The organism is Pseudomonas sp. Xaverov 83, assembly GCF_019352905.1.
GTDB classification, from domain to species: Bacteria; Pseudomonadota; Gammaproteobacteria; order Pseudomonadales; family Pseudomonadaceae; genus Aquipseudomonas; species Aquipseudomonas yamanorum.
Window position 1 is genome coordinate 1 of record NZ_JAAAFU010000097.1, and the last position, 12768, is coordinate 12768.

12 protein-coding genes are annotated in these 12768 nt (G+C 62.1%); 9 read left to right on the top strand and 3 right to left on the bottom strand.

The window, feature by feature from the left end; translation table 11 throughout:
- Window positions 1-121: 121 nt before the first annotated feature.
- Both K0H47_RS30110 and K0H47_RS30115 read right to left on the bottom strand, forming a co-directional pair.
- Window positions 122-607 (bottom strand): GFA family protein, encoded by a 486-nt coding sequence (locus tag K0H47_RS30110; protein WP_177009473.1) that lies wholly within the window; start codon window positions 605-607, stop codon window positions 122-124.
- Between the two features lie 34 nt (window positions 608-641).
- Complete coding sequence (locus K0H47_RS30115; protein WP_008436234.1) at window positions 642-1553, bottom strand: LysR family transcriptional regulator; 912 nt, start codon at window positions 1551-1553, stop codon at window positions 642-644.
- Between the two features lie 202 nt (window positions 1554-1755).
- On the opposite strand from K0H47_RS30115, the gene K0H47_RS30120 reads away from it, so the two are divergent.
- The 8 genes from K0H47_RS30120 (at window position 1756) to dctM (ending at window position 10457) form a co-directional block, all read left to right on the top strand.
- Window positions 1756-2574, top strand: a complete 819-nt coding sequence (locus tag K0H47_RS30120; protein WP_219274133.1) for a MaoC family dehydratase N-terminal domain-containing protein — start codon at window positions 1756-1758, stop codon at window positions 2572-2574.
- A 31-nt stretch (window positions 2575-2605) separates the two neighbouring features.
- On the top strand, window positions 2606-3769 hold the full coding sequence (locus K0H47_RS30125; RefSeq protein ID WP_219274134.1) for an acyl-CoA dehydrogenase family protein: 1164 nt from the start codon (window positions 2606-2608) through the stop codon (window positions 3767-3769).
- A gap of 10 nt (window positions 3770-3779) precedes the next feature.
- Window positions 3780-5129 (top strand): MmgE/PrpD family protein, encoded by a 1350-nt coding sequence (locus tag K0H47_RS30130; protein WP_219274135.1) that lies wholly within the window; start codon window positions 3780-3782, stop codon window positions 5127-5129.
- A gap of 9 nt (window positions 5130-5138) precedes the next feature.
- Entirely contained in the window at window positions 5139-6335 is a 1197-nt protein-coding gene (locus K0H47_RS30135) for a CaiB/BaiF CoA-transferase family protein (RefSeq protein WP_219274136.1), read from the top strand.
- 14 nt (window positions 6336-6349) lie between these two features.
- Window positions 6350-7165, top strand: a complete 816-nt coding sequence (locus tag K0H47_RS30140; protein ID WP_219274137.1) for a CoA ester lyase — start codon at window positions 6350-6352, stop codon at window positions 7163-7165.
- Between the two features lie 220 nt (window positions 7166-7385).
- On the top strand, window positions 7386-8369 hold the full coding sequence (gene dctP, locus K0H47_RS30145; protein WP_017475173.1) for a C4-dicarboxylate TRAP substrate-binding protein DctP: 984 nt from the start codon (window positions 7386-7388) through the stop codon (window positions 8367-8369).
- A gap of 175 nt (window positions 8370-8544) precedes the next feature.
- Window positions 8545-9177, top strand: coding sequence for a TRAP transporter small permease (locus K0H47_RS30150; protein ID WP_003215060.1), 633 nt, complete (start codon window positions 8545-8547; stop codon window positions 9175-9177).
- Entirely contained in the window at window positions 9177-10457 is a 1281-nt protein-coding gene (gene dctM, locus K0H47_RS30155; RefSeq protein WP_010169752.1) for a C4-dicarboxylate TRAP transporter large permease protein DctM, read from the top strand. The genes K0H47_RS30150 and dctM overlap by 1 nt, the downstream gene beginning before the upstream one ends.
- 136 nt (window positions 10458-10593) lie before the next feature.
- On the opposite strand, the gene ampC is transcribed toward dctM, so the two are convergent.
- Window positions 10594-11748 carry a class C beta-lactamase gene (gene ampC, locus K0H47_RS30160; RefSeq protein ID WP_219274138.1) on the bottom strand — a complete coding sequence of 385 codons (1155 nt, stop codon included), beginning with the start codon at window positions 11746-11748 and terminating at the stop codon, window positions 10594-10596.
- Window positions 11749-11881: 133 nt separating this feature from the next.
- On the opposite strand from ampC, the gene K0H47_RS30165 reads away from it, so the two are divergent.
- Window positions 11882-12757 (top strand): LysR family transcriptional regulator, encoded by an 876-nt coding sequence (locus K0H47_RS30165; RefSeq protein ID WP_093209446.1) that lies wholly within the window; start codon window positions 11882-11884, stop codon window positions 12755-12757.
- The last annotated feature ends 11 nt before the right edge of the window (window positions 12758-12768 follow it).

Below are 12768 nucleotides of genomic sequence, written 5' to 3' on the forward strand. Positions count from 1 at the left end.
TGGTGGGGCAAGAGCGTTTTGCTTACTTTTGCGCTTTTCAAAAGTGAGCCGCTGTAAGAGCGGAACCAATCTCAGCCATCACCCAAATAACGGATATTCACTCACTCACTCACTTAATCAATCAACCCAGCCCCAACCGCTCATGCCACTCGGCAATCGACTCCTCTGGATACTCCTCAAACTCCAGGTCCCCCGCGCGAACACTCACCTCAACCCACGGCGCCTTCGACCCCAGCATCAGATGCGTATGCTCCGGCGGCACCGGCAACGGCGTATCAATCGCCGAAGCAAACGGATGAATCAACTCCGGCCACTGCGGACTGAACAACCACAACCCCGACCCACACTGCGAACAAAAATGCCGCTCAGCCGTACTCGCATGCGCCCGGCTATCCCCCGGCCCTTTCATCCGCGCGTGATAAATCGAAATCAACTTGCGCCCCCGCACCTTGAGGCTCCTGGCATCCCCCCCAAGGTTGATCGCATACCCGCCACCCCCCTGGGTCTTGCGACAAATCGAGCAATAACACCGCTGATAAGGGTAGGGATGCGCACTCTCAAGACTGAACGAAACCGCGCCGCAATGGCAGGAACCTTCAAGCTGCATGACCAGATCTCCTTCGCAAAAGAGCAACGTTAGCTTAGGCGCCCGGCAGCCGGGGCGGTTCCATCTCGGGCATCAAGGTCGCGATCAACGCCCGAATCGTCCCCGGCAACGCCTCCAGTTCCCGCACCAGAATACTGCGCTCGCGCACTGCCCAAACTTCATCCAGCTTCACCGTCACCAGTTGCATGGTCCGGCTGTGCCGCACGGCGGCCGACTCGGGAATGATGCCGATCCCCACGCCCGCCTCAACCATCCGGCAGATCGCCTCGAAGCTCGACATTTGAATGCGCAACGACAAGTGCTTGCCCAGCCGCTCCACATGCTCACGCAGGAAACTCAGCAACGTGCTGCCGTCATGCAAGCCGATATGTTGATAAGCCAGGGTTTGCTCCAGCGTCACCGAAGGCAGGCCCGCCAGCGGATGCCCCACCGGTACCGTCAGCACCAGGTGGTCGGTGCTGAAGTGCAGCACCTGCAAACCCGACGCTTCCACAGGCCCGGCGATGATGCCCATGTCGCTGGTGCCATCCAGCACGCCCCGCACGATATCCCGCGACAGCCGCTCCTGCAGGTCCACCGTCACGCCGGGGCGCTGGGACAGGAAGCCGGCCAGCACCTCCGGGAGAAATTCGGTCACGGCGGTGGTGTTGGCAAAAATGCGGATATGCCCGGCCGAGTCGATGCCGTATTGGGTGAACTCGCTTTTCAGGTAATCCACCTGGCGCATGATCAGCCGCGCATGGTGCAGCAGCCGTTCGCCCGCCGGGGTAATTTCCACACCACGGCTGTCGCGGTACAACAGGCGGGTGTCGAGTTGGCCCTCCAGGGCCTTTATCCGCGCACTGGCGGCGGCCGGCGAAAGGAACGCGCGCTTGGCGCCCTGGGTCAGGCTGGGGGATTCGGCGATATGGATAAACAGGCGTAAGTCAGCCAGATCAAAGTGCATGCAAGGCTCCGGGGCAGCGACGAAGAACCCATGTGGGAGCAGGCAAGCCAGCTCCCACATTGATCATCCGGGTTCTTGAGATCTTTTTATGGGCGATGGCGTTCAGCATAGCCGAACGCTGCTTTATTGAAATGCAAATTCTCAGAACGGCCAAGGCCCAGCATGATCCGGCTCAGACTCCCTGCCCGAGGACATGCACCTGATGAGCGCCACAGACTGGATCGGCCGTAGCGAAACAGCCCACGACCACTTGAGCCACAACCTGCTCAAACGCATCGCCGCGACCTTCGGCGAAGCGGTACCGGCAGATGGCGAGGCGGTTCCGCCCTTGTGGCAATGGGGCTTTTTCCAGGACCCGCTGCCCGAATCCGCCCTGGGCGGTGACGGCCACCCGGCCCGTGGCGGGTTCCTGCCGCCGGCGGATAACCGCAACCGCATGTGGGCCGGTGGACGCATCGAGTTCTTCCATGGGTTGCGTGCCGGTGAGGCAGCCACCCGTGTCTCGACCATCACCCAAGTGGAAGAAAAAACCGGCCGCACCGGCTCGCTGCTGTTCGTCACCGTGCGCCATGACTACTCCCAGGACGGCCGCCTGGCCATCCGCGAGGAACAGGACATCGTCTATCGCGAACCCACGCCGCCCAAGCAGGGCAGCGGTGACGTATTACCCGAAGGTGACTGGCGCGAAGCGGTCGACCCGACGCCAACCCTGCTGTTCCGCTACAGCGCCGTGACCTTCAACGGCCACCGCATCCACTACGACTATCCCTATGTCACCGGCACCGAGGGTTATTCGGGGCTGGTGGTGCACGGTCCGCTGATCGCCACCTTGAGCCTGCGCGCGTTTTGTCGGGCGAACCCTGGGGCCACGTTGCGCCGTTTTTCCTATCGCGGCGTGCGGCCATTGATTGCCCCGCAGCCCTTTGAAGTCGGCGGGCGCATCACTGCGCCGGGCGTGGGCGAACTGTGGGCGGGCAACGCTGACGGCCTGGCCCAGCGCGCCGAGCTGCATTTCGAATAAACCTCCAAAAACAACAGGCGGAGAGCCGTTAATGAACCCGAATGACAACGAAGAACTGAATGCCATCCGCGAAGGCGTCCGCGCACTGTGCGTCGAATTCGACGCTGCCTACTGGCGCAAGGTCGATGAAGAAAAGAGCTTTCCGGAAGCCTTCGTCAAAGCCTTGACCGACGCCGGCTGGCTGTCGGCAATGATCCCCGAAGCCTACGGCGGCTCCGGCCTCGGGTTGGCGGAAGCCTCGGTGATTCTTGAGGAAGTGAACCGCTGTGGCGGCAACTCCGGCACCGTCCATGGCCAGATGTACAACATGTTCACCTTGCTGCGCCACGGCAGCGAAGCGCAGAAAAGCTTCTACCTGCCCAAGCTCGCCAGCGGCGAACTGCGTCTGCAGTCGATGGCCGTGACCGAGCCCACCACCGGCACTGACACCACCAAGATCAAGACCACCGCCGTCAAGCGCGGCGACAAGTACGTGATCAACGGCCAGAAAGTCTGGATCTCGCGGGTGCAGCACTCCGACCTGATGATCCTGCTGGCCCGCACCACGCCGCTGGCGGAGGTGAAGAAAAAATCCGAAGGCATGTCGATCTTCCTGGTGGACCTGCGGGAAGCCATTGGCAACGGCCTGACCGTGCAGCCGATTGCCAACATGGTCAACCATGAGACTAACGAGCTGTTCTTCGACAACCTGGAATTGCCCCTCGACAGCCTGATTGGCGAGGAGGGCAAGGGTTTCCGCTACATCCTCGATGGCCTGAATGCCGAGCGCACCCTGATTGCCGCCGAATGCATTGGCGACGGCCGCTGGTTTATCGAGAAAGCCAGCGCCTATGCCCGTGACCGCGTGGTGTTTGGCCGGCCCATCGGGCAGAACCAGGGCGTGCAGTTCCCGATTGCCGAAGCGCATATCGAGATCGAAGCGGCCGACTTGATGCGCTGGCGTGCCTGTGAGGAATACGACAGCGGCGCCAACGCCGGGGCCAGCGCGAACATGGCCAAGTACCTGGCGGCCAAGGCGTCCTGGGAAGCCGCCAACGCCTGCCTGCAAACCCACGGCGGCTTCGGGTTTGCCTGTGAATACGACGTGGAGCGCAAGTTCCGCGAGACCCGCCTGTATCAGGTCGCGCCGATTTCTACCAACCTGATCCTGTCCTACGTGGCCGAGCATTTGCTCGAACTGCCACGCAGCTTCTGAGGGCCCGACTATGAGCCATACCCAAGCGCTGTGCCGGTTCCTCGCCGAGTTGAATTACGAGCAGTTGCCGGACGACGTACTCGCCCGCACCGAAGACCTGTTCCTCGATTGGCTCGCTTCGGCGCTGGCCAGCCAAGGCGCGCATCCGATTCCGCTGTTCGAGCGTTATGCCCGCAGGATGGGCCCGGCCAATGGCCCGGCGCAGATCATCGTTAACGGGGGCAGCAGCAGTGCGTATTTTGCCGCACTGGTGAACGGTGCGTCGTCGCACCTGGTGGAGCAGGACGACCTGCACAACAGCTCCGTCTTGCACCCGGCGACCGTGGTGTTTCCTGCTGCATTTGCCGCAGCGCAAGACCTCGGCAAGTCCGGTAGCGAACTGCTGTTGGCCTCGGTGGCCGGTTACGAGGCCGGGATTCGCATCGGTGAATTCATGGGCCGTTCCCACTACCGGATCTTCCACACCACGGCCACCGTCGGCACCCTCGCGGCGGCTGTCGCGGTGGGTAAATTGCTCGACTTCAATCAAGAGCAGTTTATCAACCTGCTGGGCAGTGCCGGCACCCAGGCGGCCGGTCTTTGGGAGTTCCTGCGGGATGCCGCCGACTCCAAGCAACTGCACACCGCCAAGGCGGCCGCCGATGGTTTGTTGGCCGCGTATTTGACGGCGGACGGGCTGACCGGTGCGCGCAATATTCTGGAAGGTGATCAGGGGATGGCGGCGGGCATGTCCACCGACGCAGACCCCGGCAAACTGTCGGATCGCCTCGGCAGTCGCTGGGCGTTGCTGGAAACCTCGTTCAAGTTTCACGCCTCGTGCCGCCACACCCATCCAGCCGCCGATGCGTTGCTGGACCTGATGCAGCGCGAGGGCATCAGCCATGAGCACATCACCCGCGTGGAAACCCGCGTTCACCAAGGCGCCATCGACGTATTGGGCCGGGTGACGCTGCCGCAGACCGTGCACCAGGCCAAGTTTTCCATGGGCACCGTGCTGGGGTTGATTGCCGTGCATGGCAAGGCCGGGCTGACCGAGTTTCACGAGCTGGCGCTGAGCGACGGGGACGTGGCGGCGTTTCGCGACAAGGTCTCCATGACCCTCGACGCCGAAGTCGACGGTGCCTATCCGCAGCGCTGGCTGGGCCGGGTCATCGTGACCACCGTCGATGGCCGCACCTTGCACGGCGCCATCGACGAACCCAAGGGCGATCCCGGCAACACCCTGAACCGTGCCGAGTTGGCCGACAAATTCCAGCGCCTGACCCAATTCAGCGGCGCCCGCACGCCCGCGCAAACCACCGGGCTGATCGAAAAAGTCTGGGATCTGCGCAACGCCACGTCCCTGGCTCACTGGCTTTAAGGAATCGTCATGACTGCTAATCAACGACCGTTGGACGGCATCACCGTCGTCAGCCTGGAACACGCGATTGCCGCACCGTTCTGCACCCGTCAGTTGGCCGACCTGGGCGCCCGCGTGATCAAGATCGAACGCCCGGGCGCCGGTGACTTTGCCCGAGGCTACGATGAGCGCGTGCGCGGCCTGGCGTCGCATTTCGTGTGGACCAACCGCTCCAAGGAAAGCCTGACCCTGGACCTCAAACACGATGATGCCGGGGACATCCTGGAAACCCTGCTGGCCGACGCCGACGTGCTGGTGCAGAACCTGGCACCGGGCGCTGCAGCGCGCATGGGCCTGTCATTTGAGGCGCTGCATGAGCGCTTCCCGCGGCTGATCGTCTGCGACATCTCTGGCTATGGCGAAGGCGGACCTTACGAGAAAAAGAAAGCCTACGACCTGCTGATCCAGAGTGAAGGCGGCTTCCTCTCGGTCACCGGCGGCCCGGGTGAGGACCAGATGGCCAAGGCCGGCTGCTCCATCGCCGATATTTCCGCCGGGATGTACGCCTACAGCGGCATCCTCTCGGCGCTGCTGCTGCGGGGCAAAACCGGGCAGGGCAGTCGCATCGACGTCAGCATGCTGGAAAGCCTGGTGGAGTGGATGGGCTACCCGATGTATTACGCCTTCGACGGCGCGCCCCAGCCACCGCGCGCGGGTGCGGCGCATTCGACGATCTACCCCTATGGGCCGTTTCCCACCGGCGACGGCGGCACGGTGATGCTCGGTTTGCAGAACGAACGGGAATGGGCGGCGTTCTGCGACAAGGTGCTGCTCACGCCGGAGCTGGCCACCGACGAGCGTTTCTCGGCCAACTTCAAGCGCTCGGAAAACCGCGACGTGCTGCGTCAGATCATCGTCGACCGCTTCACGCAGATGAGTGCCGAAGCCGTGATCCAGCGCCTGGAAGACGCGCAAATCGCCAGCGCCCGGGTCAACGATATGCAAGGCGTGTGGGACCACCCGCAACTGAAGGCCCGCGACAGTTGGCGCGAAGTCGACAGCCCGGCGGGCAAGTTGCCGTCGTTGCTGCCACCGGCACGCAATGCGGCGTTTACCCCGCGCATGGACGCGGTGCCGGGACTGGGGCAGCACAGCCAGGGGATTCTCGACCAGTTGGGTTACTCCGCTGAAGCCATCGACAGCCTGCGTGCACGCGGCGTTATCTGATAAGGAATTGAGCGATGCCAACTTCTCTTGTGCGCTCTGCGCTGTTTGTACCAGGCAGCCGCCCGGAACGTTTTACCAAGGCCTTGGCCAGTGGTGCCGATGCGGTGATTGTGGATTTTGAAGACGCGGTGGAAGAGCCGCTCAAGCGTCAGGCTCGGGACAACCTCGGGGCGTTTTTGCAGGCGACGCCGGATGCGCGGGTGTGGGTGCGGATCAATGCGCCGGAGCACCCCGAGCATTTTGCCGATGTAGCGTTCTGTCAGGCCCACGCCGGGGTGGCGGGGGTGTTGCTGCCCAAGGTTGAAAGCGCGGCCCAGGTGGCCGTAGTGGCGGCAACGGGCAAGGCCATCTGGCCGATCATCGAGAGTGCGCGGGGCTTGCTGGCGGTGGCGGAAATCGCCCATGCACCGTTGGTGGAGCGCTTGTCATTCGGCGGCCTGGACCTGGCGCTGGACTTGAACCTGAGCAGCGGCTCCCCGGCCGCGCAATTTGCCCTGGACCAGGCCCGCCTTGCCTTGATCGTGCATTCCCGCGCCGCCGGGCTGGTGGCGCCACTGGACGGCGTGCACCCGGCCATCGACGACCCCGAAGGCCTGCGCCGCGCGATTCGGCATGCCTATGAAATGGGCTTTGCCGGCGCGCTGTGTATCCATCCCAGGCAAGTGGCGGTGATTCACCAGGCGTTGGCCCCCAGCGCCGAAGATTTGGCGTGGGCCAAACGGGTGGTGGAAGCCGGTGCACATGGGGCCGGGGCCTATCAACTGGATGGGCAAATGGTGGATGCACCGGTGTTGCTGCGGGCGCAAAGATTGCTGGCCGCACAACTCTAAAGTGTGGGAGCTGGCTTGCCTGCGATAGCGGTGGTTCAGCCAAGGATGTGTTGCCTGACACGCCGCCATCGCAGGCAAGCCAGCTCCCACATTGGATCTCCGTTGTTTGTGAAGTCGGCGTTCGTCCACGCCGAACGCAGGTATCTAAAATTCGAAATTCTCTATACGCGTGACATCAGGCACCTTGCCCTATAACACAACAATAAGAAGGTGATTTTCCATGCTCAAGCTTTCTCGGGCGCTGTTCTGCGCCGCCACCTTGTTTGCCGCGGGCCTGGCCCAGGCGGCCGACCCCATCGTGATCAAGTTCGCCCACGTCGTCGCGGAAAACACCCCGAAAGGCCAGGGCGCGTTGCTGTTCAAGAAGCTCGCTGAAGAGCGCCTGCCCGGTCGGGTGAAAGTCGAGGTGTACCCGAACTCTTCACTGTTCGGCGACGGCAAGGAAATGGAAGCGCTGCTGCTGGGCGACGTGCAGATGCTGGCGCCATCCCTGGCCAAGTTTGAGCAGTACACCAAGCAAGTACAGATCTACGACCTGCCGTTCCTGTTCAACGACCTGGCGGCAGTCGACCGCTTCCAGGCCGCCCAGGGCAAGGCGTTGCTGACCTCCATGCAAGACAAGAACATCCTCGGCCTGGCCTATTGGCACAACGGCCTCAAGCAGTTGTCGGCGAACAAGGCATTGCGTGAGCCCAAGGATGCCCGTGGCCTGAAGTTCCGCGTGCAGGCCTCCAGCGTGCTGGAAGAGCAGTTCAAGGCGATCCGCGCCAACCCGCGCAAGATGAGCTTCGCCGAGGTGTACCAGGGCTTGCAGACCGGCACCGTCAACGGCACCGAGAACACCTGGTCGAACTATGAAAGCCAGAAGGTCAACGAAGTGCAGAAGTACTTCACCGAGTCCAACCATGGCCTGATCGACTACATGGTGATCACCAACGCCAAGTTCTGGAACGGCCTGCCGCCGGATGTGCGCACCACCCTCGACCAGATCATGGTTGAAGTCACCGTCGAGGTGAACAAGCAGGCCGAAGCGCTGAACCAGTCGGCCAAGCAGAAGATCATCGACGCCAAGACCAGCGAAATCATCGAACTGACCCCCGAGCAACGCCAGCTGTGGCGCGAAGCCATGCGCCCGGTGTGGCAGAAGTTCGAAGGTGAAATCGGTGCCGACCTGATCAAGGCGGCCGACGCGTCGAACCAGTAATTGGTTGCTGAAACAAACCCGACTCCTGTGGGAGCGGGCTTGCCCGCGATGGCATCACCTCGGTCTTCCTGAAAGACCGAGTTGCCCGCATCGCAGGCAAGCCAGCTCCCACATTGATCCGGTTTCGTCAGTGACTTGTCGTGAATATCCCCGTCCAGTTTCGCGAGGTTTTGCCATGCAAACGCTAAGGCGCGTCTGGGAGCACCTGGAGGAAGGCTTTATCGCCATCCTGCTGGCCGCCATGACCCTGGTGACTTTTGTCTACGTCATGCTCAACAACATCTACACCCTGTTCTTTGCCCTCGCTGATAAGTGGGCGTGGAGCAGCGGTTTCTTCAATGCCCTGGGTGATCACACCATGGGCTGGGCCCAGGACATGACCTGGAGCGTGGCGCTGACCAAGGCCATGTTCGGCTGGCTGATTTTCTTCGGCATCTCCTACGGCGTGCGCACCGCCGGCCACTTGGGCGTCGACGCCCTGGTCAAGCTGACGCCGCGCCGGGTGCAGCGCCTGCTGGGCATGCTCGCCTGCCTGTGCTGCCTGGCGTACGCCGGGTTGTTCATGGTCGCCAGCTACAAGTGGCTGAGCGCGGTGACGACGGCGCACATCGGCGCCGAAGACCTCGACAAGTTCGGCATCGATGTCGACGACATCGTGGTGATCGTGCCCATCGGCTTTGCCCTGGTGTTCATCCGCTACCTGGAAATCTTCTACCGCATCTTCACCCACCGCCAAACCGGGCTGGGCCTGGCCGACGAAGCCGGTGAAGCCAGCAAGTTGGCCGGCAGCCATGAGGAGCGTCACTGATGGCCGTTCTGTGTCTGTTTTTGCTGCTGTTCGTGTTCATGTTCCTCGGTGTGCCCATCGCGATCTCCCTGGGTTTGTCGGGCGCGGTGTCGATCCTGATGTTCAGCCCGGACTCGGTGAGTTCCCTGGCAATCAAGCTGTTTGAAACCTCGGACGCCTACACCTTCCTGGCGATTCCGTTCTTCCTGTTGTCGGGTGCGTTCATGACCACCGGCGGCGTGGCGCAACGGCTGATCGACTTTGCCAACGCCTGCGTCGGGCATATCCGTGGCGGGCTGGCGATTGCGGCGGTGTTGGCGTGCATGCTGTTTGCCGCGCTGTCGGGCTCATCGCCGGCGACGGTGGCGGCGGTGGGGTCGATTGCCGTGGCGGGCATGGTGCGCTCGGGTTATCCGAAGGAATTCGGCGCCGGGATCATCTGCAACGCCGGCACCCTGGGCATCCTGATTCCGCCGTCGATCGTGATGGTGGTGTACTCGGCGGCGACTGAAACCTCAGTGGGCAAGCTGTTTATGGCCGGGGTGATTCCGGGCCTGCTGCTGGGCTTGATGTTGATGGTCGCGATCTACATCGTCGCGCGCATCAAGAAGCTGCCGGCCCAGCCACGGGCGACCTTTCGCGAGTGGCTGACCTGCGCCCGCCGTGCGTTCTGGGGCTTGTTGCTATTGGTGATCATCCTTGGCGGCATCTACAGCGGCATGTTCACCCCGACCGAAGCGGCGGCAGTGGCGGCGGTGTACTCGGCGTTTGTCGCGCTGTTCGTCTACAAGGACATGAAGATCAAGGATTGCCCCAAGGTGCTGCTGGAGTCCGGGCGCCTGGCGATCATGCTGATGTTTATCATCGCCAACGCCATGCTTTTTGCTCATGTGCTGACCACGGAGCAAATCCCCCAGGAAATCACCGCATGGGTGATCTCCGAAGGCCTGACGCCGATTGGTTTCCTGATCATGGTCAACGTGGTGTTGCTGGTGGCGGGCAGCTTTATGGAGCCGTCGGCGATCGTGCTGATCCTGGCGCCGATCTTCTTCCCGATCGCGATGAAGCTGGGGATCGACCCGATTCACCTGGGGATTGTGATGGTGGTCAACATGGAGATTGGCCTGGTGCATCCACCGGTGGGGCTGAACCTGTTTGTGACCTCGGCGGTGACCGGGCTGACGCTGGGGCAGACCATCCGCGCGGCGTTGCCGTGGCTGATGATTTTGCTGGTGTTCCTGATCATGGTGACCTACCTGCCGTTCATCTCCCTGGCCTTGCCGCACTGGTTGGGGATGTAAGCACAACTCAAATCACGCCACAAAACACTGTGGGAGCGGGCTTACCTGCGATGAGGGAGTGTCAGCCAGCATAGGTGCCGACTGATACACCGCCATCGCGGGCAAGCCCGCTCCCACATTTGATGTGTGCAGGGACTTATTTATCCATCGCACTCAGGATCGCATGGGCCACTTTCACCCGTTCGGCATTCGGGTAGTTTTTGTTCGCCAGGATCACCACTCCCAGGCCTTTGCTCGGTACGTAAGCGACGTAGGCGCCAAAGCCACCGGTGGCGCCAGTCTTGTTCACCAGCGTGTCGATATGGGGCGCTTGCGGTGGTGTCAGCCAACTGACCTTGTGGGGCTGGAAGGCCATTTGCGCCGAGTTGCCGTCAGTCAATGCATCCAGCGTGATCGGGTAGGGGTACATCTCCCAGCCGAGGCCCTGGGTCATGCCATCCACCGTGTAGTACCCGGTATGGGTCGCGGCAATCGCCTGTTGCAGGGGCTTTTCCAGCTTCGCCGGGTGCATGTTCACTTCAACGTACTGAATCAGGTCCGAAGTGCTGGTCTTGATGCCGTAGGCTTCGGCGTCGAGGGCGCCAGGGCCGACGCGCACTGGTTTGCCGGCCTTGTCGTAACCTTGGGCGTACAGGTTCATTTGCGCCTTGGGCACGGTGATAAAGGTGTGCTTTAGGCCGAGTTTCGGCAGCAGGGTCTGCTCCATCAAACGGTTAAACGGCTGGCCGAGGCTTTGCGCTGCCAGGTGGCCGAACAGGCCGATACTCGGGTTGGAGTAGAGGCGTTGGGTGCCGGGGGCGAAATCCGGTTTCCAGTGCTGGTAATAGCTGATCATCTTGCCGGTGTTATCGGACTCTTCGGGGAATTGCAGCGGCAAGCCACCCGCAGTATAGGTGCCGAGGTTGAGCAGGCTGATGTGGTCAAACTTGTCGCCGCGCAATGCCGGCAGGTATTGGCTGGCCGGGTCTGACAGTTTCAGCTTGCCGTTGGCCAGGGCATAGCCGGCGAGGGTGGCGGTGAAGGTCTTGCTCACCGAGCCGATTTCAAACAGGGTGTTTTCGGTGACGGGCTGCTTGCTCTCCTTGTTGGCGACGCCGTAGTTAAAGTATTGCGCCTTGCCGTTCTGTATCACCGCGACCGACAGGCCGGCGATGTCCTGTTGCTGCATCAGGGGTTCGACGGTACTGTCGACCACCTGGAGAATATCGGTGGCGGCCATGCAGTTGCCGGCGCCGAGCAATAAGGCGAATATCGTGGTGTTGCGCACGGTTGGGAAAATGGATGTGTACATGATGACGTGACTTCCATGAAGGTGATCGGGTGAATACCGTTGCCTGCGCAGGCGCCGCAAATTTAGGCAGTTTGTGATCCGGCGGCAAACGATGATATCTCGCAACAGCCATTAGAAAAATTAGGGTCAAGCCATGCTCCGTTCCCATTTGCCTCTCAACGCACTGCGGGCCTTCGAGGCTTCCGCACGGCATTTGAGTTTTACCCGGGCGGCGATTGAGTTGTGCGTCACCCAGGCGGCGGTCAGTCACCAGGTGAAAAGCCTGGAGGCTCAGCTCAATATCACGCTGTTCAAACGCCTGCCTCGGGGCCTGATGCTCACCAGCGAGGGCGAGACCTTGCTGCCGGTGCTGCGGGAATCCTTCGACCGCATCGCTCAAACCTTAGGCCAGTTTGAAGGCGGGCATTACCGCGAAGTCTTGACGGTGGGCGCGGTGGGCACCTTTGCGGTGGGCTGGCTGTTGCCGCGGCTTGCGGATTTCCAGGCGCGCTACCCGTTTATCGACCTGCGCCTGTCCACCAACAACAACCGCGTCGATGTGGCGGCCGAAGGCCTGGATTACGCGATTCGCTTTGGTGCAGGTGCATGGCACGGCACCGAGGCGTGCCAATTGCTGGAGGCGCCGCTGACGGTACTGTGTGTGCCGCAACTCGCCCGGCAATTGCAGACCCCGGCGGACCTGTTGAAGCACACGTTGCTGCGGTCCTACCGCGCGGATGAGTGGACGCAGTGGTTCCAGGCCGCCGGGTTGCCGGCTGACACGCTGGTGCCGCGCAGTATCGTTTTCGACTCGTCCCTGGCGATGATGGAGGCAGCGCTGCAAGGGGCGGGGGTGGCGCTGGCCCCGGCGATGATGTTCAGCCGGCAGTTGGCGACGGATGTGATCCGGCAGCCGTTCGAGGTGGGCATCACCACCGGCAGTTATTGGCTGACGCGCTTGCAGTCCCGGGCCGAGACACCGGCAATGCTGGCGTTCAAGGCGTGGTTGCTTGAGATCGCCATGAACTAGTCCCTCGCCAC